The sequence below is a fragment of the Priestia sp. YIM B13551 genome (assembly GCF_042787905.1).
GTDB lineage: Bacteria > Bacillota > Bacilli > Bacillales > Bacillaceae_H > Priestia.
Genome location: NZ_JBHZOX010000017.1, coordinates 25,105 through 49,405, shown reverse-complemented (window position 1 = coordinate 49,405; position 24,301 = coordinate 25,105). Strand labels below are relative to the sequence as shown.

The window sequence follows — 24,301 nt, the reverse complement described above, 5'->3', positions numbered from 1 at the left end:
ATAAAAATTAACGTTGACGTTTGTCGCTTTGTTCAGTTTTCAAAGTTCAACCGCCGCTCTTAAGCGACTTTACTATCTTATCAAGTTATTAACGTAATGTCAACAACTTTTTTATTTCTTTTTGTTGTTTTCGCTTGTCTGCGTTAGCAACAGATATAAATATACCAAATCAATTTCATAAAAACAAGAGGTAAATTAAAAGTTTAAATTTTCTAATATTATCAACTAAAAAAAGATGGCCGTAGCCATCTCTTTTTTAGCGCTGACGCATGTGTGGGAATAATAGTACATCACGGATTGACGGTGCATTTGTTAGTAACATAACAAGGCGGTCAATACCGATTCCTAGACCACCTGTAGGTGGCATACCATATTCTAATGCCTCAATGAAGTCATCATCCATCTCATGCGCTTCATCATTTCCTTGTTCTTTCTCTTTCAACTGAGCTTCAAAGCGCTCACGTTGGTCAATTGGATCATTTAGCTCTGTAAATGCGTTCGCGTGTTCACGCGCAACGATAAACAGCTCAAAACGGTCAGTAAAACGCGGATCTTCCGCATTTTTCTTAGCCAATGGAGAGATTTCTACAGGATGTCCGTAAATGAACGTTGGTTGAATTAACTGCTCTTCTACTTTTTGTTCAAAGAATTCATTTACAATATGTCCATATTGCATATGTTCAGTGATTTCTACCCCGTGTTCTTCCGCTAAAGCACGAGCTTCTTCAACAGATGTTTCTCCCCAGAAGTCTACGCCCGTATATTGTTTAATAGCATCGACCATATGAAGTCTTGTCCACTCTGGAGTTAAATCCACCTCTTGGTCGCCGTACTGAATCTTTGTTGTACCAAGCACTTCTTGCGCAATGTGTGCAATTAAGTTCTCTGTTAAAGCCATGATATCTTTGTAGTCCGCATACGCTTCGTACAATTCGATCATTGTAAATTCAGGGTTGTGACGTGTAGATACACCTTCATTACGGAATACACGGCCAATTTCATATACTTTTTCTAATCCACCTACGATTAAACGTTTTAAATGAAGTTCAATCGCAATACGCATATAAAGTTCCATATCAAGCGCATTGTGGTGTGTCACAAACGGACGAGCTGCTGCTCCACCTGCGATTGAATGCATCATCGGTGTTTCAACTTCTAAGTATCCATGATTATCTAAGTAACGGCGCATCGATTGAATAATGCGGCTTCTTGAGATAAATGTTTGTTTACTTTCTGGGTTTGTAATTAAATCTAAGTAACGTTGACGGTAGCGCTGTTCAATATCTTTTAAACCATGATATTTATCTGGAAGTGGACGAAGCGCTTTTGTTAGTAACGTAAAATCTTTTACTTTAATAGAAAGTTCGCCAACTTTTGTTTTGAATAAAACACCTTCAACCCCTACCAAGTCACCGATATCTACGCTGCTGAAGATTTCGTACTGTTCTTCGCCAATTGCATCTTTACGTACATAAAGCTGAATTTGTCCTGTTAAATCTTGAACGTGAGCGAAACCTGCTTTTCCTTTTCCACGCTTTGTCATAATACGACCAGCTAGTGACACAGGCACTTCATTTTCTTCTAACTGTTCTTTTGTTAACTCGTCATACTCACTAATTAATTGCTGTGATGTATGTGTACGTTCAAAACGTTGACCAAACGGATCAATACCCTGATCTCGTAGGTTGCTCATTTTTTCGCGACGAACGAGAAATTGATCATTTAATTCTTCATGACTCATCGTTTACTCATCTCCATCGTATAATTAAGTTTTCCGAAACAGAAAAAAGGCCAGCATGTTTACTGGCAACTACTACGTTTCTTTAAAATTATTATAGGTTCAGTCGTTTCTCTATGTCAAATCGCTTTATTCTTGCTTCGCTTCTCTTTTTCTTCGATTTCTCTAACAAGCTACCGAATAAACCAACAACCTGCGAACCCAAACCTTAAACTTTTTACTCTGAACTCTACTTTACGCCAATATAAAAATGAATCAACTAATAAGATTCGTTTTTACTTATGTAAATCATTACTATTATTTTCGAACATATCTATTATACCAGTTGTTTGCTCTCGAAATAATTTTACATCTTTTAAATCCGATAAACGTGTTGTGATGGTTTCAACTTTTTCTTCTGCTACAGGGAGAATAAGAGATGGAGCTAGCTCGTTTAGAGGAACCATCACAAACGCCCGTTCAAACATTCGGGGATGAGGGACGCTCAATCTATCCGTATGAATGATTTCATTACTATAAAGTAAGATATCTAAATCAAGGGTTCTAGGCCCCCACACAATCTCTCTTTTTCGACCTGCCGCTTGTTCAATGGCTTGCAAACAATCTAAAAGTTGCTCTGACGAATACGTTGTTTGTATTTTTACTACCATGTTTAAAAAGCTTGCTTGATTCGTATACCCGACCGGGGCCGTTTCATAAACAGATGAAACAGCCACTACCTTAACCTCAGAGTGTTTCATCAAGCCAGTAACTCCTGACTTCAAATGTTCCATTCGATTTTCAATATTTGATCCTAATGCAATATATGCTTCTGTTGTCATTCAACGGCTCCTTTTAATTTCAATTGCTACCGATTGATAATAACCGGGAATTGGCGGATCGGGCTTATATACCTTTACTGTACAAGCCTGCACGAGTTCGTAATTAGCAAGCAATTCAGATGCAATCGTTTCGGCCACCGTTTCAACTAACTTGAACGTGCGCTTCTCTACGACTTCCTGGCATGTTTGGTATAAATCTGCATAGCTCACCGAGTATTCTAAATTATCCGTAGTACCGGCTTGCTTTAAATCCAGTTCTACAGCTAAATCCACGTGAAAACGCTGCCCTAATTTATTTTCTTCTGGAAATACGCCATGATATCCATAGAAACGCATATCGTTCACATAAATTTTATCCATCTTTAGCCTCTCCTTTCGCTTTTATACATGTAGCTCGTGTCGACTCATTAGCGACATAGTGTAAGAGCGATACTCTTTTTGCAACTGAGCTGTCAGCGTATGGTCTCCTACTGAAAACTGCTTATCCTTTATACTTCGAAGAGGTACGATTTCTTGAATGGAATTTGTAACGAAAGCTTCATCACCCTCCAAGAGCTGTTCCACCGTAAATAAGCCTTCTACAACCTCTATGTTTTTCTTTTGTAAAAGCGTAAAGATAAACTGTCTCGTAATTCCATTTAAGATACCTGTTTCAAGAGACGGCGTATATACACAATCACCTTTTACAAAAAATAAATTTGACACAATACCTTCGGCTAAGAACCCTTCTTTTGTTAAAAAGATACCCTCTTTATTTAAGTCTGAACCAACTTCTCGCTTAGCTAGTACATTGTTTAAATAATGATGAGACTTTAACCTCATGGTTCCTTCGGGCGTATTTCGCTTCGTCTCAAGAATAAGCCCCTCTTTTACAAGGGGGCTCGATGGATGAGGCATTGATTTCATATATACGATTGTAGATGGCTTGTCGTATTCTTCCACCTGCAAGCCAATTCCGCCATTTCCTGCTGAGACATTTAATCGAACATACGCATTTCTCTCATTGTTTTTCATTAACAGACTATTAATGATTCCCAACACGTCCTGTGTAGAGTAGTCCCATACAATATTTAATTCACGTAAGCTGCTACACAGTCGATCCAGATGGTCTTCCACTAAAAATGGATGACCTTCATAAACTCGTAACGTTTCAAACAGCCCTAGGCCATACATATATCCGTGATCAAACGGAGAAATAGTGGCTTCAGACGCAGACTTTACTTCGCCATTTACGTATATATACATATCATTACACTCGCTTTTTTTCGTAAGTTTCAATAAAATTCTTCAGCATTTCTTTACCGTAAGAAGTCATGATAGATTCAGGATGGAACTGTACTCCTTCAATAGGTAATGATTTATGGCGAATCGCCATAATTTCATCTTCTGCTGTCCACGCTGAAATCTCAAAGCAATCCGGCAGTGAACTTTTTTCTACAATCAAAGAATGATATCGCGTTGCCGTGAATGGATTATCAAGACCTTTAAAGATAGTACGGCCATCATGATGCATTTCAGATGTTTTACCGTGCATTAATTTATCCGCACGAATCACATTCCCTCCAAAAGCTTGCCCAATCGACTGATGCCCTAAGCATACGCCGAATATTGGAATCTTACCTGCAAAATACTCGATGGCTTCTAGACTGATTCCCGCTTCGTTAGGACTGCATGGTCCCGGGGAGATCATCAAGAAATCTGGATTTAGCACTTCAATTTCAGAAAGTGTAATTTCATCATTTCTTTTTACAAGAAGCTCATGCCCTAGCTCACCTAAATACTGTACTAAATTAAACGTAAAAGAATCATAATTATCAATCATTAATATCATCTTTACTCACCCTCACTCAGCTCATTTTCGCTCTGCTCTTTTGCTTTCCATAGTGCAATTGCTTTTTTCAGTGATTCTTTGTATTCGTGTTTCGGATTTGAATCAATCACAACACCCGCACCAGCCTGCACATAAGCTTGGCCGTCTTGAATAATCATAGTGCGAATCGCAATATTTAATTCCATATCTCCATTAAACCCAATCCAACCAATCGATCCTGTATAAATTCCTCGTCGAACTGGTTCAAGTTCTTCAATGATTTCCATTGTACGAACTTTAGGTGCTCCAGTAATCGTCCCTCCAGGAAAAACCGCATCTACGATATCTACAAAATCTTTGCTGCGCGCGAGCTTGCCTTTTACATTAGACACAATATGCATGACATGTGAATATTTTTCAATAACCATAAACTCGTCAACATGTACGGTACCATATTCGCTTACTCTACCAAGATCATTACGCTCCAAGTCAACAAGCATCACATGCTCTGCACGCTCTTTTTCGTTATGAATAAGCTCATCCGCTAACTGTTGGTCTTCTTGATCATCCTTACCGCGAGAGCGCGTTCCCGCAATCGGTCTCGTACTGATTTCATCACCGGCTTTTTTCACTAATAGTTCTGGTGAACAGCTCACAATGTGAAATTCTTCTGTCTGCATATAAGACATGTAAGGAGACGGGTTGATTTTTCGTACCTGTTCGTAGATATGCATAGGATGAGTTTGAAGCTGTTGAGACTGTCGAACAGATAAGTTCACTTGAAACACATCGCCTTGCCCAATGTACTCATGTACGCGAGTTGTGGCATCTGAAAAAGCAGCTTCAGACATCGAAACCTCACTCTTTTCGGCAACACGATGAATCCGCTCATATGAGAGTCCTTCAGCACTTGCCTCCATCCAGTCCTTTTTGTATTGATCAATACGCTTATGTGCCTGCTCTTTACAATCTGCTTCGTCATTAACGATAATCCAGAGCTTTTCCTTTTCTTGATCGTATACAAATACGTCATCGAAAATAAGGAAATAAACGTCCGGCGTTTTCAATGAATCTTCAGCAAGGTCAGGTATGGTTTCTACATAGCGGATATAATCATAGCTAATAAAGCCAATTGCTCCACCTTGAAAAGGAGGAAGATCTGGATTCACCTCTGATTCAAACTTCTTCATCCAGTCTCGCATAAGATGAAGCGGATTACCTTTTTGAACAGTAGCTTGGTCATCCGTTTTGATATGAAGCTCGTTTTGTTCGCCTCGCAAAATGGCTACAGGTTTTAATCCCATCATTTGAAACTTTCCGCCTCGACCGCTTTCAAGCAGGATATGATTCGGTTCCTCTTTTGACAACTCTTGATGTTTTTTGAACCATTGGTTTTTAGAGATAGAAATAGATTCGCCCCAAGTCATTCTTTGCTGCATTTGTTCACTCTCCTAAAAATAAATCACCTGCTTTCATTTTACATGATTCTTAGATGAAAAAAAACAGCTTCATATAGAAGCTGTTTTTTTATCGTTTTTATGCTTGTGTTTGTTCCTCGAATTGGAACAATGGAGTACTTAGGTAACGCTCACCGTTACTTGGAATAATCGCTAACACTTTTTTACCTTTTCCAAGCTGTTTTGCAGCTTTTAACGCAGCATAAATCGCAGCCCCAGAAGAGATACCTACTAGTACACCTTCTGTTTTTGCTACTTTACGGGCATATTCAAAAGCTTGGTCGTTTTGAACAGCGACAACTTCGTCATATACTTCCGTGTTAAGCGTATCCGGAACAAAGTTTGCACCAATTCCTTGAATTTTATGAGGTCCTGGTTGACCACCGCTTAAAATCGGAGAATCAGCTGGCTCTACCGCATAAATTTTGATATTTGGGTACTTTTCTTTTAACACTTCACCAGCACCTGTAATAGTACCGCCAGTACCGATACCTGCCACAAATCCATCTAGCTGATCGCCAAACTGCTCGATAATTTCTTTAGCCGTTGTTTGACGGTGCACTTCTGGGTTCGCCTCGTTTTGGAACTGCTGAGGAATAAAGTAGCCGTGCTCTTTTGCAAGCTCAGTTGCTTTATTAACCGCCCCTTTCATTCCTTCTGGACCTGGTGTTAACACTAACTCTGCACCGTACGCACGAAGCAGATTACGACGCTCAATACTCATCGTTTCAGGCATTGTTAAAATAGCACGGTATCCTTTTGCGGCAGCTACCATTGCTAAGCCAATTCCTGTGTTACCACTTGTTGGTTCAATGATTGTGTCGCCAGGTTTTAACACACCTTTTGCTTCCGCATCTTCGATCATCGCTAATGCTATACGATCTTTTACGCTGCTCCCCGGGTTCATAAATTCTAATTTTAAATATACATCCGCCATATCTTCTTCAACTAGACGGTTTAGTTTTACGATTGGTGTTTGACCAATTAACTCTGTAATTGAATTTGCAATACGTGCCATATGACCACTCCTAATACCAACTAATTTTATTGATTTTGTATACAATTTATCAGATGTTTTCTAAATTGTCAATCATTTTGTCTTTCCATTTACCTAATTTTGTTATATTTTTAGATCAATATATACAGAAATAGAACTTAATATCTATAAAAAAAGGCGCTCATTTATAAAATGACGCCTTTTAAGAATCTTTTATTTCATTTAAATCGCTTGTTCTTTCATTTCTTCAAGCTGCTTTTTATCAAAACGATAGGTCTCATTACAGAAATGACACTGGGCTTCAGCTTGGCCGTCTTCCTCAATCATCGATTGAATCTCTTCTTGTCCTAAGCTGATAATAGCATTGGCAATTCTTTCTTCTGAGCACTGACATTTGAACTCTACAGGCATTGTCTCCAGAAACTTTACATTTTCTTTTCCAAGAACTTCTTCTAAGATTTCTTCAGGAGAAAGACCTTTTTGAATCAGTTTTGAAATTGGTTCAATCGTCTGTAATCGTTGTTCAATAGCTGTAATCGTTTTATCATCTGTTCCTGGCAGAAGCTGAATGATAAATCCGCCCGCAGCTAAGATCGTGTTATCAGGGTTAACAAGTACACCTACACCTACTGAAGATGGGACTTGTTCAGATGTCACAAAATAATACGTGAAATCCTCTCCTAATTCTCCCGATACAATAGGTACTTGTCCGTTAAATTGATCACGCATTCCGATATCTTTTACGACACTTAGCGTGCCATCTGTACCTACAGCACGTGCTACATCTAATTTTCCATGCTGATTTAAATCGAAGTGCGTTTGTGGATTCGTTACATATCCGCGCACTTCCCCTTTAGCATTGCTGTCTACTAAAATAACGCCAATTGGGCCGCGACCTTCAATTTTAATTGTTAGCTTTTGCTCACCCTTTAGCATAGCCCCCATCATGACTCCCGCAGTCATTGAACGTCCCAATGCTGCAGAGGCTGTAGGCCATGTATAGTGACGGCGCTGCGCTTCTCCAACTGTATCCGTTGTTTTTACTGCATAAGCGCGAACTTGACTATTGTAAGCTAGTGCTTTTACTAAATAGTCACCCATAATATACACCTCTTACTCCATATTTTTTGTATAAATTATTTGCAATCCTTTTAAAGTCAAAAATGGATCCACAATATCAATAATATCCGACTCTTTAGCAATCAATGTTGCGAGTCCTCCAGTAGCAATAACTTTAGGATTTACTGTTGCTTGCTCTTTCATTCTTGCTACAATTCCTTCTACTTGTCCAACGTATCCATATAAAATACCTGCTTGCATCGCAGATACTGTATTTTTTCCCACAATGCTATTTGGTCGCGCAATTTCAATTCGCGGAAGCTTAGATGCTCTTGAATAAAGAGCTTCTGTCGAAATATTAATACCAGGGGCAATCGCACCACCCATATATTGCTTATTTTCATCAATATAGCAATACGTGGTTGCGGTACCAAAATCAACGATAATTAAAGGGCTTCCGTATAGCTGAATTCCAGCAACAGCATTTACAATACGGTCTGCTCCCACTTCACGCGGATTTTCATATTTAATATTTAAACCCGTCTTAATTCCAGGACCAACAACAAGCGGCTTTAAATGAAAATACTTTTGACACATTCTCTCCAATGCAAACATAATAGGAGGAACAACAGAGGAAATAATAATACCATGAATATCTTTAAAAGATAAACTAACGTGCTCAAGCAAGGCTTTGATTGTCATGCCATACTCGTCTTCTGTTTTATTACGGCTTGTTTCTACACGCCAATGATACTTTAATTCATCTCCATCGTATACACCTAATACCGTATTCGTATTTCCAACATCTAATACAAAAATCATTTCAATCACCACTTTATATAAATTCAGTATTCACACTGAAACCATCATACCATAACTGGTAAATAGACGTGTATATTCTAGATAAAATAGGAATATAATGACACGATTCTCTAGTGGATATCCTACTTATCCACCATATATACGAAAACCTTTTATCAAATCTAACTTTTGCTCATAAAAAAATCAGTGGAGAATATCTCCACTGATTTTTATTGTCTTATGCTTTTGGCTCTTCATCGTCTGTCTTTGTTTGGATGTTTACTTTAACATCTTCATCTGTTACGTGACTAGAACGGTCTGGAAGAGTTCCATGATCTACTAAGTGGTTGATTTGCTCAGCGTCTAACGTTTCTACTTCTAACAATGTTTGAGCTACAAGCTCTAACTTGTCACGGTTTTCCGTTAAGATCTGCTTCGCACGCTCATAGCTTTCTTTAATGAAACGTTGGATTTCATTATCAATTTCATGAGCAATCGCATCACTGTAGTTTTGTTCACTGTGTAAATCACGACCTAAGAATACTTGGCCTTGTTGTGATTGACCGAATTGCATTGGTCCTAACTTTTCACTCATACCGTATTCTGTTACCATTTTACGAGCGATGCTTGTTGCACGCTGGAAGTCATTGTGAGCACCTGTACTCACTTCGCCGAAAATAATTTCCTCAGCTACGCGACCACCAAGCAATCCAACAATTTTATCCAGCAGCTCTGGCTTCGTCATAAAGTAGCGATCTTCTTTTGGTAACATAACAGCATATCCACCAGCTTGCCCACGTGGAACAATGGTTACTTTATGTACCATATCAGCTTCGTCTAATACGACACCGATAATTGTATGTCCTGCTTCATGATAAGCAACAATATTGCGTTCTTTTTTAGAAATAACTCGACTTTTCTTAGCTGGACCTGCAATTACGCGGTCTGTTGCTTCGTCAATGTCAACCATTTCAATTTTCTTTTTGTCCTGTCTAGCAGCTACTAAGGCAGCTTCGTTTAACAAGTTTTCGAGATCTGCACCTGAGAAACCTGGCGTACGCATAGCAATTGCTTTTAAGTTTACTGATTCATCTAAAGGCTTATTGCGAGCATGTACTTTAAGCACTGCTTCACGGCCATTTACATCTGGACGATCTACCGTAATTTGACGGTCGAAGCGGCCTGGACGTAATAACGCTGGATCTAAGATATCCGGGCGGTTTGTTGCTGCAATGATAATGATACCTTCGTTAGCACCAAAACCATCCATCTCAACAAGCAATTGGTTCAATGTTTGTTCACGCTCATCGTGTCCGCCACCAAGACCTGCGCCACGTTGACGACCTACAGCATCGATTTCATCAATAAAGATAATACATGGAGCATTCTTCTTCGCATTTTCGAATAGATCACGAACACGAGAAGCACCGACCCCAACAAACATTTCAACAAAGTCTGAACCACTGATAGAGAAGAAAGGAACGCCTGCTTCACCAGCAACAGCTCTTGCTAATAATGTTTTACCAGTACCAGGAGGTCCCACAAGTAAGACACCCTTCGGAATTCTTGCACCTAGCTCTGCGAATTTACGAGGATCTTTTAAGAACTCAACAACTTCCACAAGTTCTTGCTTTTCTTCGTCTGCACCAGCTACGTCTTTAAATTTAACCTTTTTCTTTTCTTCACTGTAAAGCTTAGCCTTACTTTTACCGAAGTTCATAACGCGGCTTCCGCCACCTTGAGCTTGGTTCAGTAAGAAGAAGAATAGGATGAAAATAATAACAAACGGAATGATTGACGTAAAGAACGTTACCCAGCCGCTTGTTTCATCAGCAGGTTTAAAATCAACTTCTACTTGATTATTTTCTGAAGCAGCGTCAATACGATCAAGTGCTTTGTCACCATCTACGATGTAAGTTTGGAACGTTTGATCCTTTTTATAAGAATCTAACTTCCCTTGCACAACATACACGCCTCTTTCAGGCTTCATAGAGAGTGATTTTACATCACCTTTGTCTAAGTGTTGAACAAATGTATCGTATCTCATTGGTTCTGCTTTTTGATTAGAGCCACTAAAGAAGCTTACCACGCCAATAATGACTAAAAATATAAGTAAATAAAAGATGGTATTACGGAAGATCCGATTCATTTCTTACCTCCTCCCACGATAAACAAATACTGTATTCAATACTAACATAGAACATTTATCCTATCCAATAAATTGCACTTGGATATGTGCTTATTAATTGCTGTATACTTGCGGTTTAAGAACCCCAATATACGGCAGGTTACGATATTTTTCTTGATAATCTAATCCATACCCTACTACGAATGCATCAGGTACTTCAAATCCAACGTAATCTGCTTTAATAGATGCTTTACGACCTGTTGGTTTGTCTAAGAGTGTGACAATCTTAATTGACTTAGCTTTACGGTACTTGAATAACTCTACAAGATAGCTAAGCGTTAAGCCGCTGTCGATAATATCCTCTAAGATAAGAATGTCTCGACCTTCAACTGATGTATCTAAATCTTTTAGGATTTTTACTTCACCAGAAGAAACCATCGCATTGCCATAACTTGATACATCCATAAAATCCATTTCTAAATATGTATCAACACGCTTAATTAGATCAGACATAAAAGGCATAGCGCCTTTTAATACACCGATTACCAAGGGAAAACGGTCAGCGTATTCCTCAGATAATAGCTTACCCAATTCTTTTACTTTCTGTTGTATTTCTTCTTCTGAAATCAAAATTTCTTGAATATCCTGCTTCATTCCTTACTTGCCTCCTAGAAGTTTTCGCTACTTATAGTATAAAATAACATATCTGGACTTATGTGTATGCAGTTCATAAGCAGATTTTTTCAAACCAGGTAGCCACAAAATAGTTCCTTGGCTATCTTCCACTACCGGCCAATGATCTCTGAATTGTAAAGGGATTTTTTCATCGATAAAAATATCCTTTACTTTTTTATGTCCCTTCATGCCCTTTACTCGCATTTTATCGCCATTTTTTCGTGTCCTTACCTTTAATGATTGTAAATCGTGAGCTTCATCTAAAAGAAAAACATCGTTTCCTTTTATATCTTCGACTTTATTATGTATTTCACAAATAAGCTGGTGACCATTTGGAAGCTCGACGACCCCTGGAATCGGAACAATAAATTCATATGGCTCGATGTTCCCCTCATTAAAGGTGAAAAGACAGTCGTTGTAAGATCGGATAATGCGCAAACCATTTGGAAAGTCAAGCGTACCAGACGGTTTTTCACTTTCACAAAATCCTACTAACATGTCAATATGCGCTGAGGAAAGGGTTGGAGGAATTTCTTTATAGAGATAGTTTAATATTAGTTGAATACCACGCCTTTGTAAAGGCTTGCGTATCCTTAGAAAACAATCTCTATCAATGAGAATTTCATTTTGCAATTTCTTTCTCATTACTTTATTCATCACACCGGTCGTTAATTCCTCTAAGTATGCTTGATCTTCATGCAAGTTCTCGCTAAATTGTTGAAATTTTTCATGTACAGCTGCGTTTTCTTGCTTTAAAAATGGCAAAACGTAATGACGAAACCGATTTCTTGTGTACGAGTCTTTCTCATTACTCGGATCAATCCGAGGGGTAAGGCCATGTAGCTTACAGTAGCGATTGATTTCTTCTTTCGTTACGGCTAGGAACGGCCTAATAATAAATCCATCCGCATATGGCCGCTTGGGCTGCATCCCTGCGTATCCATTCATCGTACTGCCTCGGACCATTCGCATTAACATCGTTTCAATCTGATCATCTCCGTGATGTCCTAATGCAAGAAGATTTGCTTTGTGCTTCTTCATAACATGAGTAAAGAATGTATAGCGGCATTCTCTGGCTGCTACTTGAGAAGATAACTTTCTTTCCTTCTGATAGGCAGTAACATCAATCTGCTTCGCCTCACATTTAATATTCAATTGTTTGCAGTAGTTCTGCACATATTCCATATCTTGCTTTGACTCTTTGCCCCGGAACATATGATCAACATGAGCAGCAATAATCGTGAGAGATTTTTGCTCTTTCAGACTCCATAAGAAATGCAGCAGTGCTAAAGAATCAGGACCACCAGAAATACCTACAACCACTGTAGAGCCTGCGGATAATAACTGATGTTTTGTCATAAAATTGTTCACTTGCTTTTCCATAGGAATGACTCATCCTTATAATGTACACGCAATAATGTATCATTAATTTACTTTATACGAATGACTATAAGGAAAGTTTCACAATTTCTCCAAACTTTATAGCACTTGAATAAATAGATACAAAATATAAATCAACATTACAGACGTACAAAGTAGTAGCGTCTCTAACACGTGAGAACGCTTCTTCTTTACTTTAACACGAGGGGCAGACGGTTGACGAACGTTTTGAGGCTTTGTTCCCTTACTTTTTGCCCCTCTTCTTTTTTCGACCGATAACACCTCTGTTTTCATTTCTTTAGCTGACTTATACTTTCCCGTAACCGCTTGATACAAAACGTCTCCGAAAGGTTCTAACTGCTTTGTTGTTAATATAAATTGTTTTAATTGTTCAGCTGGTTTGTCTGTTTTATTAATTCGCTTGCCATAAGCTGCGTGAATCAAAACCATAGATACAGCAAACAAATCATAGGTTGGTTCTGCTTTTCGGGAGCCAAGCCCCCAGTGCGCTCGATCATAAAAGTCGGTAAATTCTTTTATTGACCGCCCTTGTAGAGTTGTTCCCCCGACGTCAATCCACCGAACTTTTACGGGGTTAGATGTTACGACCAGGTTTTCTGGTTTTAAATCGCCAAATACCCACCCTTCTTCATGAAGGTTTTCTAAGTCTGTTAAGAGCTGACTTGCAAATACTTGCAGCCATTCTGTCCCTCTTGTTGAGATAAAGGAAAGGAGAGGCTGCCCTTTCACATATTCCATTACATAAAAAGAAAGAGCGTGAGAACCATAGCTCCAATCATCTACATCAAGTAAGCGCGGTCCTAGCACTTTGTCTTTGACTTGAGAGAGCTTTTTTAATACATTCACTTCTGCTGTAACGGACATGTTGGAAAAGCTTATTTTTAACGCCGCTAGCGTTCCGTTTACTAATTGAACTAAATAGACAACTCCAGTTGCCCCCACGCCTAATTTCTCAAGAATTTTATAATGGACGTGATGCCATTTTCCTTGAATTTCTGTTCCCGGAGATAGGTTACATACCTGATTCTTCAATGTATTGTTCATTATTTTTTAACAACCCTCTCAATGAGCGCTTTTTGGTGAAATAATGAGTAGCCTCTTTGATAGCCGGTCCAGTAGGCGTAATACCTCCTGCTGTTAGTTTCGGAAAAATCGTTGAAAGCGACTCTAACCTTGGATTCCAGTCCATTAGCTTCTCTACGTCTTTCTTTTTCCCAGGAAATAAAAAGATTGAAAATTGATTATGCCCCATGCGAGCATTCAAGCTTAACGATAAATCTAACAGCGACTCCTTTACAGTAGGAAGCTTATTTTTCATACTTCCGCTCATGTCAACTAAAATAAGAATCTCTAAGTCAACCGTTTCCCCAAGTTCATCAACAACTTCCATGATTTCTCCTCGCTTCTCAGGAGATAACTCTTCTAATCTTGAATTAGAGGAACCTAGAATTTGCTGAAGTTCTTTATTTACAACGCCTTGAAGTGTTTGCGTCATTGCCTGCCTTGTAACCATTTGAACAGTTTGAGACAGCTGTTTTACGTAAACAATTTGACTCACGCCACCGCCTGACATGGCAATGCCTTCTATTTCATTCGTGCTTTGCTCATCAATTGTGTCCTCTTCCATCACACCAATAACGTTTACACTAATCCCTTGTTCTTTAGCCAGTGCTGCCATTGCTACCGGATCTTCACCTGTATTCGAACCACCGTCCGTAATGACCAACATCTGTTTCAATGTACCTTTTTTCATAAAAAAATCCCCTCCTCATTATCAGTATTAACATGATAGACGAGGAGGAGATAAAATATACTTCTATCTAACTATTGTGCTTTTTTACGATAAGCGTAAGAAGGAATCGATGACCATTTCGGGGTATTGTGCTGAAGTTTTGCCACAACTACCGTCATATCATCTTCAATTAAACCTGATTTTGTTCGAATAACTTCTTCCATAATTAAGTCTGCAATTTCTTGTGGATCGTTTGTTTGAAGCTCGCCAATTTTTCGCTTCATCCACATTTCGTAGTTCTCAACGTGTTTCGGTCCTTCAAATACGCCGTCACTCATCATAATTAATAAATCTTCCGCCTTCATTTGTTCATTCACAACATCCACTTCAAATTCTTCAATAATGCCCATTGGCAAATTGCTTGCCTGTATTTTAATCACCTTATCTCCGCGTTTGATGAAGCTTGGCGTAGAACCGATTTTCAAGAAGTTTACATTGGCATCTTGTAAGTCGATCATCGCTAAATCTAACGTAGAAAAGATCTCATCGTTTGTACGCAGCGATAAAATAGAGTTAATCGATTTAATTGCAATTGTCTCTTCTATTCCTGTTTGTAAAATTTGTTTTAACAGCTGAAGCGTTTCGCTGCTTTCATAGTGGGCACGCTCTCCATTCCCCATACCATCGCTAATAGCTAGTGCATACTTACCGGCGTTTAGCTCAATCATGGAGTAGCTGTCACCGGATACAAACCCTCCGCCTTTAGCAGCATGTGCTACGCCTGTATCAACAACGTACGCTTTTGTACAGCCAAACGAAACGTGGCAATAGCCTTGAGGATATTTAGCACATTCTTCGTTCTTTACTACAATACTTTCACCTAAAATATCTGTAAGCATTGGCGCAATAATCTTCTCGCATTCTCCTCTTCCGTGACAATATGGCACCCACATTTCAATATCTACATTTCCAGGTTCTAAGCTATAAATTTCAATTTGATTGATTTCCATCCCAAAGTTACGAAGAGCTTCTAAAATCTGTTCTTCTTGTACATTTAAATTTTCGCGCTCTCGCTTAATTTCTTTTGCAAAATTCCCCATGACTTCAGAAACACCGTGAAGCTGTTCTGCTACAATCCTTCTACTTTCTTGAATTTGGGCTTTTAAGTGCTGATTGGCTTTAAAATACGTAAGTTCATGCTCAATCACATCGATGACTTTTTTCGATTTCACACAATGTTTGTCCATTTCTCGGATTAGTCTTGGGTTTTGTTCAAGAGTGCCATTATCAACTTCAAGCATAATTTCCTTCATATATTCATAGGTTGTATCAAACTGCTGTGCCCAACATTGTTCTTTTTTAAAACAAAATTGGCACGTCCTTTCGGTAACGCTGCTTAAGAAATAATCGACTTCTTTATCCGCGCTTGGTTTTTCATCATAAAATCCATTTTGCGTGAAGCTTTTGGAAAGTGCTTGAAAAACATTTGAGAACTGTTCTACGCGATTCGCTGTTACATCTCGGATCTTGCGCACGTACTGCTGTTGTTCAAGCATGTTTTCAGATGTCCCTGGTACGAGTTTACTTAAGTTTTTCAAAACAAAAGATGGGGTTAATAAAAATAGGACAACGGCCGTCAGTGATTCATACAAATTAGTCGTCAATCCTTGATCTGCCTGAGCATATAGGCCAATTAGCAATGAACCAACAACCAGCCCAAGAGCTGCGCCTAGCTTTTTACCGTCTTTTAAAAGTCCTCCAAGCAAGCCTGAAAAAGCGAGTAAACTCATTTCGTACAAACTAGAAACATTCGCGAAACTTAAAATTAAACCGGTTACGACCCCTACCGTAGCTCCTATCGTGGGGCCAGATACAAACGCAAAAACTAATACTAAGTAACGAGATAATATATGTTCGGCCGAAAGCCCGTAAATCATCCACCCTATTGTCCCCGTCATAACAGATGCCAACAAAATAATTAGAGAAATCACTTCTTCTGTTTTTAATGATTGTTTTCGCTTTCGGTATGAAATTAAAGGCACGCTTTGTAAGAAAATCATTGTTAAGATAAAGCTCAACCCTGCTTCTACTGCCACAAATGTAAAATCATACATGGTGAATTCCTTGGTAAACACATAAAAAATAGTTAGTTTTGTAAGTAACATCGCGCTAAATACAGTGAACGGCAGCTTCTTTAACGGATCCATTGTCAGTATGCCGCTAAATCGATGAATTAGTAAGAAAACAAATAGTGTAGCAAATACGGTACCTCCATTTTGAATGGAAACACTAAATGCCCCTGCCAATACGGCTAAACTTGCTAGCGGTGCTTTTTCTTTCTTTATAGCCATTACAGCTGCAAAGAATGGCAAAGCAAATGGCATGATTTTCATTAAAATTAACGCTCGTCCTAATAAAAAACCTACGACTAGCAGCAACAATCCCCATTGAAATAACACCTTTTCCGTTTTCATACCCGCCTTTGTAAACACACGGGACATTTCTAATCTAGTTCGGTTAAATACCGCCTCTGTTGTTGGACTTGCAAAATCTCTTTCCGTCTTTTGCATTCTCCCACCACCCGCTAATTATAATTATTCATTATTATATCGCGGCGAAAGGTGAAATTTTGTCAAACGGACTAGCAAAATACCTATAATCGTTCGACTATTTTCTAGTATTATATTGAAAACTATACAAAAAGATGTACAATCTTACATGGCAATTTAAAAAATATCAGAGATACTGTTTGCCTCAGAGAAAGCCTATGCTCATCATTCTTTTTTAAAAGCAAATAAAAGTCTATAAAAATAACAAAAAAGTTATTGACAATAACCCTGCTTTTTTATATTATTATAAATGTCTTTTAGAGAACGTATAATGGCGGTGTAGCTCAGCTGGCTAGAGCGTACGGTTCATACCCGTGAGGTCGGGGGTTCGATCCCCTCCGCCGCTACTCGAATAACGGCCCGTTGGTCAAGCGGTTAAGACACCGCCCTTTCACGGCGGTAACACGGGTTCGAATCCCGTACGGGTCATCAAAAAGCATGTACAACAGTACATGCTTTTTTTCTACTCTTTTTTACATATAAAAAAAGCACCTTTTAAATAAAAGGTACTTTCCAAAAACTCGCTATCTATTTGATATAAGCAGCAAGTTAACCGCGTTTTGCACCGCGTCCACCGCGTTTTGATTCGGTATGGCGTTTTAGGGAAGATAAACGTTCTTCACTGTCTTTTAAGAAACGATTCATTTTTTGTTCGAATGTTTCTTTTGTACGGAAATCATTACCGCCACCACGATTATTATTACGTTGTGGGCGTGAATCACGTGGACGGTCTGGGCGTGGCGCTCTTGCAGGACGCTCTGGTCTTTCTGGACGTTCTGGTTTGTCTACCGCTTTCTTAATTGAAAGACCAATTTTACCATCTTTCTCAACGTTAATTACTTTGACTTCAACTTCGTCGCCCACTTTTAAATGGTCGTTAATGTCCTTTACGTAATTATCAGCTACTTCACTGATATGAACCAAGCCTGTTGAACCTCCTGGTAACTCAACAAAAGCTCCAAAGTTCGTAATACCTGTTACCTTTCCCTGTAACTTGCTGCCTACTTCGATTGACATAAAAAAAATGCTCCTCCTTAAATGATAAAAGAAATCAATTTATTATATTATACAAAAAGCAAAAATACACTGTCAACGAACCATACGTTTAGTCTTTTTTTACATTAAAGATAATTTCCCCGTCTTCTGATAAAAAATAATCTCTGCGGGCAATCTTTTTAATATAATCATCGTCATTTAACTTGACGATTTCACCTTTTAACTGTTTTTGCTTGCTTTGTAATTTTGTCAGCTGCTGTTCTAATTTCACCTTCTCAGCTTTTTTGTTCTCAATAGCTGAGGTTTGCGTAATTAAAGCTGATACCATCAATCCACCAATGATTAAGGCCAACACTCCGAAAACAGTCAAACGCCTAATTAAACCGATACGCTTTCGATCTGTATTTTGTTTAATTTGCTCTTGTTTATGGCTATAATCAGTATTTAACTTCGCGACCTTTTTTTTTCGTACCGCACTCATTGAATTAGTCGTCCCCCTTGTTTTTTAAAGTGTTCACCCATGCAACGATTCTCATTATCATATTCTTTGCACGATTGTAAATTCCTTCTATATACCGAAAACCCATATGTAAAAATCGTTTTACAGGTTTAGGCATCATTCTCCAAAATACGAAAAGAACCCACCTGGTCGGTACGTAAATAAGCTTTAGACAGAATACGAGCAGCTTATGAACAGCTCGGTAGATCCCTAAAGCGACTACAACTAAAATATGAATAAAGAAGCGGATAGGCTTGACCAAAAAAATATTACTAAGCGTTAAAACACCTCGATATAAACTTAATACGCTCGAGACAGTAAATGTTAATACTTTTAAATACAGTGATTGAAATAAGCTTTGATACGCGGCAAAGCCGCAAAACAAAGCAAGAAACGCATACAAACGCAGTTCTCCTTCATTCACTAAAAACAACACATAAAAAATGAGAAGAGCTTGCACCATCCAAAACAATACGTCATTCACAAATACAAACCATGGGCGTGATTTAGAGCGATTAACAAAGTAACGATAAGTATCGAGAGAAGCACCTAAACCGCTTCCCATCGATACCATCGCAAGCATTGTATAGAGCTGAATGTTTAAACTCATCGAAACAACTTACTAAAGAATCCTTTAGCCTTCTCCGATTGGTTCTCATCTAAGTAAACTATATCAAAGATTTTTCCTTTTATCGATACAATTCCTTGATCAACGTCTAAATTTTTCATTTGCAGATTTTGCCCTCTAACTGACAAGAAACCCATCACTGTTTCAAGTAAAAATTCCTCATTGTCAAAGCTCTCTACCTGCTTCACACCCGTGATATCTAAGAGACGCCGACCCTTCATCACTAAATCATGATTTGGAGTATGGTCTTTGTTTGAATTGCTTGTTTCGTAAAATTGGCTCATATCTTCATCCCCACCTCATTCATTAAGAGCATTCGCTCTTGTTATCTGTTGTTTAAAACATATGAATGAGAAAGGTGATTTAGAACAAGCCTTCATCAGTTATACTTCAGATGAAATACGCTCTTCTTTGACAATTGAGTACAAATTAGCTGCTTCTTCTTTTTTAGCTGCTTCTTGAAGAGCCTCTATTTTAACGGTAATTTTCTTCGTGCCAAATGTGATCGCTAATTCATCTCCTACTTTCACATTTGTGCTTGCTTTTGCAACGATTCCATTAATGGTAATACGGCCCTTGTCTGATACTTCTTTTGCTAATGTACGGCGCTTAATTAAACGTGATACTTTTAAAAATTTATCTAACCTCATAATTCCCTCACCTTTCTGTTTTACAAACCTGTTTTTTTTGCTTCTTCCCAAAATTCGTCTAACTCTTCTAACGAAAAAGATTCAAATGGTTTTTCAGAAGCTCTCACTTTTTCTTCAATATATTGAAATCGATTTAAAAATTTTGTATTCGTTTTGGCTAATGCAGCTTCAGAGTCGATTTTATAGAATCTTGCAATATTCACTAAAGCAAATAAAATATCTCCAAATTCATCGCTCATTTTTTCTTTATCAGCATGCTGTACTTCCTCTTGGAATTCAGCAAGTTCTTCCTGTACTTTTTCCCACATTGGTTCAACTTCTGACCAATCGAAACCAACTTTTGCAGCTTGTTTTTGGTATCCATGCGCTTTCATTAAAGAAGGCATAGCCCCAGGTACAGAAGCTAACAGAGAAGAAGGTTCCTCTCCTTTTTCTTCTTTTTTGATTTCATCCCAATTTTTTAAGACCTCGTCTGCATCATTTACGCTTACTTCACCAAATACATGCGGATGGCGTCTTACCATTTTCTCTGCAACACTGCGAATGACATCATCAATTGAAAACATTCCTTCATCTTCACCGATTTGTGCATGAAGCAATACCTGTAGCAATACATCACCAAGCTCTTCAATCATATTATCGTCATCTTGACGGTCAATTGCATCTAATAACTCATAAGACTCTTCTAACAAATAGCGCTTGAGCGATTCATGCGTTTGTTTTTGATCCCAAGGACATCCGTTTGGTCCTCTGAGCGTGGCAATAATCCTTCTGAATGCGTCAAATTGATGGTATAAAATTGTTTCATCTGCTACTGGAGGGACATAAATAGTCGTTAAGTTATTGAGCGACATTTCTCTATCCAATTCATACAGCTTGACCGGCTGGATTTTTTCTTCGCTGCTTCCCGCTGCTGTTACAATGTAAACGAGGTAATCATCAGGAACATGTTCCATCAGCGTTAGCTTTACCTCTGAGGCAACGAACTGATCGTACACTTGAGCAATTAGAACATGACCGGTTAACTCTATTTCGCTTCGCTTTAAATCTGTTCCGTCTAGCAGCTGAAACCCTTCGATAGGATCGATCTTTAGCGCACCAAAAATTGGGTCTAAGAAGCTTTGTCCTCCTTTAATTTCAACAGGAATGCCTCGTTCTTTTCCTTTTTGTAAAAGTAATTGAACCGTACGTTCTGCCACTAAAGGGTGCCCGGGAACGGCATACACCACTTCTTCTATTGAAGCTTTATCGATTAAATCATTTGATATATGTTCATATACCTGTTCAAATGCATCATAAGATTCGTATACGTCATCATAGGATACATACGTCAAGCCTTCACTTTCTAATTCTTTGATTACAGGATGTTCTTTTGTGCGCATATAAATATGCTTTTCCTGCTGTAGCAAGCGATAAATGCCTACAGGTAGCTGTTCTAAATCGCCTGCTCCTAAACCAATAACTGTTACTTTACCTGTCATTGCTTCACCTTCTTAATTTATTTTTTAATACGTATTTAGCTAAAACACTTCCCATTGGAAGTAAACGTAATTCTTCTTCGGTAAAAATATGTTGTTTCATAATGATAAACAAATAAAACAAACTGCCTATTAAAACACCAGCTCCTGTTTCAACCACTTGTTTGCTTGTATCTAAACCATTAGACCATGCAAAGTGATGTAAACAAAATAAATAGCTTTGCAAAAGAACGACCATTGCTATGCCCGTTATAAAAATACCTCCACTCGCCTTTTTCGGAACAAGAAGTACAGCTAGCTTTTTATACAGACAAAATAGATTGATTGCTGCAACGATAGCGAATCCAGTTGAGGAAGCAATGGCTGCTCCTATGGTTTGAAAATCTGGTATTAGCCAAAGATTCAATATCAGTTTGACTGCCATGCCAGCGATGACGGCTATTACAGGCGCGAAAACAGCGCCCATCCCCTGCAGCACAGCTCCAGCAGTTGCTGCTACTGTTGTAAATATAACTAACAAGCTCAAAATTTGTAAAACGTCCGTTCCGTGGGAGTCACCGTATAAAAGCATATTAATGGGTTTCATCAGCGCAATCAAGCCAAAAGCTGCTCCAACTCCGACTACAAGCGATAGACGGAGAGACAGCTGAACTTTTTCAACCACAAATGACAGGTTCTTTTTCGCAATGGCTGAAGAAATAACAGGTACAAGCGAAAGCGAAAAAGCTGTACCTACTACTGTACCTAATTGAATCAACGGAAGACCACGGTCGTAAATACCTTTTAAAATTTGTGCTGCTTCTTCAGCCATGCCGTGCGCCGTTAGACTAGAATATAAAGTAAAGGAGTCAATAAGCTGGATAAACAGCAGACCCATACCGCTAATACAAATTAATAAGCCTTGAATAACAAGGATTTTAAATATTCTCTTGATGTCTGCTTTTTTTATGCGTTGAAATACTCCCTTAGAATTTGTCTTTGTTCTAAAAACAAATAAAAATAAAATAACAAGGGATGTTATACCGCCTGTTATAGAACCAAAAATAGCTCCCGCCCCTGCAGTATATAAATCATAACCATGTTGGATCAAGAAAATAGACAGATACAAAATAGTCCCTACCCGTACAACTTGTTCTGCAATTTGAGACAACGCTGTAGGAAACATATTATGTAACCCTTGATAATAACCACGAATAACAGCAATAAACGGAATAAGTAAAAAGGAAAATGAAATAATTTGAATGAGAACTGTTAACTTACGATCTCCCATCCATTCGGCAATCGTTTCTGCGAAAATATATTCGAACGCAAATATCGTGCAGCCTACTACAAATAAAAAAGCAAACGAAACTTGAAGTATTCCTCGGATTTCCTTTCTCCGATTTGTTACCGCATACTCAGCTACTAACTTTGAAATAATTACAGGGAAACCATATGTACCTAGCTGTAGCGCAATTCCATATAGCGGATAAACTTGCTGATAGATATAAAACCCTATATCTCCCGCGATATGGTGATATGGAATACGATAAGTGGCACTTAAGATTTTCGTAAATAAACCTGCGAGCGTTAAAATAACGGCGCCGTTAAAAATAGAATAGAGCTTTGATTGTTTCTGCATTCCTACACCTTTCACCTGCAGCTTGTAATGATATGAACAACTCTTTTTATTAGCCTCTAACCGCAATAGAATAGAGCTTTGTTCTTATAAAACATCCTGCACTTTCCAATAAATAAAATACCGTACCATTATATCATGTTCTCTTTATTTCTAAGGTAAGACAGCATGAAAAAAGGCAGCAGAAACTGCTACCTTTTCAGTAAATAATGTAAAATAAAGATAATTACGCTTACTGCTCCATTTGACGAGATAAGAAGCTAGCTGCTGTTTCGGCTGCTTTATGCTCTACTTCACCAAGAGACTTATCTTTTGAGAAAATGACAACAGCTCCAATCGGATCTCCATTTGCAATAATCGGACCGATTGTGTAAGAAGAAATATTTTCTTCGTATCCATCGACAAATTCCAGGTTTTTCCCATCAGTTACTAAAGAAGAACTGCGGCTTTCCATAACAGATTCCACTAACGAACTAATGTTTTTATTTAAGTATTCTTTTTTAGAACTTCCTGCTACCGCAATAAATACATCGCGGTCACAAATAAGTACAGGATGACCTAAGCTATCGTATAGCGCTTCGCCATACTCTTTTGCAAAGTCTCCTAATTCACTAATTGGCGAATATTTCTTTAAAATAACTTCTCCATCGCGATCGACGAAAATCTCTAGCGGATCTCCCTCTCGGATGCGAAGCGTTCTTCTAATTTCTTTTGGAATCACAACGCGACCCAAATCATCAATACGACGAACAATACCTGTTGCTTTCATTCATTGAAGCCTCTCTTTCATATGATGATTAAAATAGTTGGTGAATATCACTGATGGCTATATGATAAAAGGTTCACCTTTGTTGAGGTTAGTATTCTTCACTCTACAACTTCTATTCACCAACCATCTCTTTTTTTGTTAAAAAGTGTGCTTTTATTAAAAAAATGTCCAAAAAACCGCCAAAACATGGGGATTTGGATATTTTTATTTGACTATACAAAAGAGGCTGAGACATAACTAAACCTATCTCGCCTAAAGACGAACAAATAGGAGAAATGAGGTGAACCGCTTGAGACACCAGCTAGAAGCAGCCACATACATGAAACCTGCGTTCACCATATCAATAAAAAAATCCGAACGAGTTGGATTCTTTATCAAGAACCTCAATTCATCGTTCGGATTTTCCTTTAACTAAAATACTTTTGTCTTGCCTGT

At 38.4% G+C, this 24,301-nt stretch carries 24 protein-coding genes and 2 tRNA genes; 2 read left to right on the top strand and 24 right to left on the bottom strand.

All coding sequences use genetic code 11. The features are described 5' to 3' along the window. Window positions 1–256 precede the first annotated feature (256 nt). From lysS to spoIIE, 15 genes are all read right to left on the bottom strand, one after another. On the bottom strand, window positions 257–1,741 hold the full coding sequence (lysS, locus tag ACFX4N_RS29670; RefSeq protein ID WP_377263596.1) for a lysine--tRNA ligase: 1,485 nt from the start codon (window positions 1,739–1,741) through the stop codon (window positions 257–259). Between the two features lie 272 nt (window positions 1,742–2,013). Next, window positions 2,014–2,559, bottom strand: coding sequence for a 2-amino-4-hydroxy-6-hydroxymethyldihydropteridine diphosphokinase (folK, locus tag ACFX4N_RS29665; protein WP_013054893.1), 546 nt, complete (start codon window positions 2,557–2,559; stop codon window positions 2,014–2,016). Continuing rightward, entirely contained in the window at window positions 2,560–2,919 is a 360-nt protein-coding gene (folB, locus tag ACFX4N_RS29660) for a dihydroneopterin aldolase (RefSeq protein WP_013054892.1), read from the bottom strand. It lies immediately after the preceding gene. A 21-nt stretch (window positions 2,920–2,940) separates the two neighbouring features. Next, entirely contained in the window at window positions 2,941–3,804 is an 864-nt protein-coding gene (gene pabC, locus ACFX4N_RS29655) for an aminodeoxychorismate lyase (RefSeq protein WP_328143121.1), read from the bottom strand. Window positions 3,805–3,808: 4 nt separating this feature from the next. Continuing rightward, complete coding sequence (pabA, locus tag ACFX4N_RS29650) at window positions 3,809–4,390, bottom strand: aminodeoxychorismate/anthranilate synthase component II (protein ID WP_013054890.1); 582 nt, start codon at window positions 4,388–4,390, stop codon at window positions 3,809–3,811. 2 nt (window positions 4,391–4,392) lie between these two features. Further along, window positions 4,393–5,808 (bottom strand): aminodeoxychorismate synthase component I, encoded by a 1,416-nt coding sequence (pabB, locus tag ACFX4N_RS29645; RefSeq protein WP_057275121.1) that lies wholly within the window; start codon window positions 5,806–5,808, stop codon window positions 4,393–4,395. A 97-nt stretch (window positions 5,809–5,905) separates the two neighbouring features. Next, window positions 5,906–6,844 carry a cysteine synthase A gene (gene cysK, locus ACFX4N_RS29640; protein WP_013054888.1) on the bottom strand — a complete coding sequence of 313 codons (939 nt, stop codon included), beginning with the start codon at window positions 6,842–6,844 and terminating at the stop codon, window positions 5,906–5,908. Between the two features lie 201 nt (window positions 6,845–7,045). Then, window positions 7,046–7,924 carry an Hsp33 family molecular chaperone HslO gene (hslO, locus tag ACFX4N_RS29635; RefSeq protein WP_013054887.1) on the bottom strand — a complete coding sequence of 293 codons (879 nt, stop codon included), beginning with the start codon at window positions 7,922–7,924 and terminating at the stop codon, window positions 7,046–7,048. 12 nt (window positions 7,925–7,936) lie between these two features. Beyond that, complete coding sequence (locus ACFX4N_RS29630) at window positions 7,937–8,704, bottom strand: type III pantothenate kinase (protein ID WP_013054886.1); 768 nt, start codon at window positions 8,702–8,704, stop codon at window positions 7,937–7,939. Window positions 8,705–8,921: 217 nt separating this feature from the next. Continuing rightward, window positions 8,922–10,832 (bottom strand): ATP-dependent zinc metalloprotease FtsH, encoded by a 1,911-nt coding sequence (gene ftsH / locus ACFX4N_RS29625; RefSeq protein ID WP_013054885.1) that lies wholly within the window; start codon window positions 10,830–10,832, stop codon window positions 8,922–8,924. 93 nt (window positions 10,833–10,925) lie between these two features. Then, window positions 10,926–11,465 (bottom strand): hypoxanthine phosphoribosyltransferase, encoded by a 540-nt coding sequence (gene hpt / locus ACFX4N_RS29620; RefSeq protein ID WP_013054884.1) that lies wholly within the window; start codon window positions 11,463–11,465, stop codon window positions 10,926–10,928. 27 nt (window positions 11,466–11,492) lie between these two features. Next, window positions 11,493–12,869: a tRNA lysidine(34) synthetase TilS gene (tilS, locus tag ACFX4N_RS29615; RefSeq protein WP_057275122.1), complete on the bottom strand. Its 1,377-nt coding sequence runs from the start codon at window positions 12,867–12,869 to the stop codon at window positions 11,493–11,495. A gap of 96 nt (window positions 12,870–12,965) precedes the next feature. Then, window positions 12,966–13,931 carry a protein kinase domain-containing protein gene (locus ACFX4N_RS29610; RefSeq protein ID WP_034654932.1) on the bottom strand — a complete coding sequence of 322 codons (966 nt, stop codon included), beginning with the start codon at window positions 13,929–13,931 and terminating at the stop codon, window positions 12,966–12,968. Next, window positions 13,900–14,640: a VWA domain-containing protein gene (locus tag ACFX4N_RS29605; protein ID WP_013054881.1), complete on the bottom strand. Its 741-nt coding sequence runs from the start codon at window positions 14,638–14,640 to the stop codon at window positions 13,900–13,902. The genes ACFX4N_RS29610 and ACFX4N_RS29605 overlap by 32 nt, the downstream gene beginning before the upstream one ends. Window positions 14,641–14,711: 71 nt before the next feature. Beyond that, a complete protein-coding gene (gene spoIIE / locus ACFX4N_RS29600) occupies window positions 14,712–17,189 on the bottom strand; it encodes a stage II sporulation protein E (RefSeq protein ID WP_013054880.1) in 2,478 nt (825 codons plus the stop codon). Window positions 17,190–17,501: 312 nt separating this feature from the next. Between spoIIE and ACFX4N_RS29595 the strand changes: the two genes are divergently transcribed. Both ACFX4N_RS29595 and ACFX4N_RS29590 read left to right on the top strand, forming a co-directional pair. Beyond that, window positions 17,502–17,575, top strand: a tRNA-Met gene (locus tag ACFX4N_RS29595). A 10-nt stretch (window positions 17,576–17,585) separates the two neighbouring features. Then, a tRNA-Glu gene (locus tag ACFX4N_RS29590) sits at window positions 17,586–17,657 on the top strand. A 120-nt stretch (window positions 17,658–17,777) separates the two neighbouring features. On the opposite strand, the gene ACFX4N_RS29585 is transcribed toward ACFX4N_RS29590, so the two are convergent. From ACFX4N_RS29585 to ACFX4N_RS29545, 9 genes are all read right to left on the bottom strand, one after another. Next, entirely contained in the window at window positions 17,778–18,245 is a 468-nt protein-coding gene (locus tag ACFX4N_RS29585) for a S1 domain-containing RNA-binding protein (protein WP_057275124.1), read from the bottom strand. Window positions 18,246–18,333: 88 nt separating this feature from the next. Then, window positions 18,334–18,705 carry an FtsB family cell division protein gene (locus ACFX4N_RS29580; protein ID WP_013054878.1) on the bottom strand — a complete coding sequence of 124 codons (372 nt, stop codon included), beginning with the start codon at window positions 18,703–18,705 and terminating at the stop codon, window positions 18,334–18,336. 4 nt (window positions 18,706–18,709) lie between these two features. Next, window positions 18,710–19,333 (bottom strand): spore cortex biosynthesis protein YabQ, encoded by a 624-nt coding sequence (gene yabQ / locus ACFX4N_RS29575; protein ID WP_029325203.1) that lies wholly within the window; start codon window positions 19,331–19,333, stop codon window positions 18,710–18,712. Next, the gene (yabP, locus tag ACFX4N_RS29570) at window positions 19,330–19,635 is read right to left on the bottom strand and encodes a sporulation protein YabP (RefSeq protein ID WP_013054876.1); all 306 of its coding nucleotides are present in this window, start codon (window positions 19,633–19,635) and stop codon (window positions 19,330–19,332) included. The genes yabQ and yabP overlap by 4 nt, the downstream gene beginning before the upstream one ends. Window positions 19,636–19,734: 99 nt before the next feature. Continuing rightward, complete coding sequence (locus tag ACFX4N_RS29565; RefSeq protein ID WP_013054875.1) at window positions 19,735–20,001, bottom strand: RNA-binding S4 domain-containing protein; 267 nt, start codon at window positions 19,999–20,001, stop codon at window positions 19,735–19,737. A gap of 20 nt (window positions 20,002–20,021) precedes the next feature. After that, entirely contained in the window at window positions 20,022–21,482 is a 1,461-nt protein-coding gene (yabN, locus tag ACFX4N_RS29560) for a bifunctional methyltransferase/pyrophosphohydrolase YabN (RefSeq protein ID WP_029325202.1), read from the bottom strand. A 4-nt stretch (window positions 21,483–21,486) separates the two neighbouring features. Beyond that, window positions 21,487–23,100: a putative polysaccharide biosynthesis protein gene (locus ACFX4N_RS29555; protein ID WP_192101328.1), complete on the bottom strand. Its 1,614-nt coding sequence runs from the start codon at window positions 23,098–23,100 to the stop codon at window positions 21,487–21,489. Between the two features lie 229 nt (window positions 23,101–23,329). Beyond that, a complete protein-coding gene (gene spoVT / locus ACFX4N_RS29550) occupies window positions 23,330–23,866 on the bottom strand; it encodes a stage V sporulation protein T (protein ID WP_013054872.1) in 537 nt (178 codons plus the stop codon). A gap of 112 nt (window positions 23,867–23,978) precedes the next feature. Then, window positions 23,979–24,164, bottom strand: coding sequence for a hypothetical protein (locus tag ACFX4N_RS29545; RefSeq protein WP_225519503.1), 186 nt, complete (start codon window positions 24,162–24,164; stop codon window positions 23,979–23,981). Window positions 24,165–24,301 lie beyond the last annotated feature (137 nt).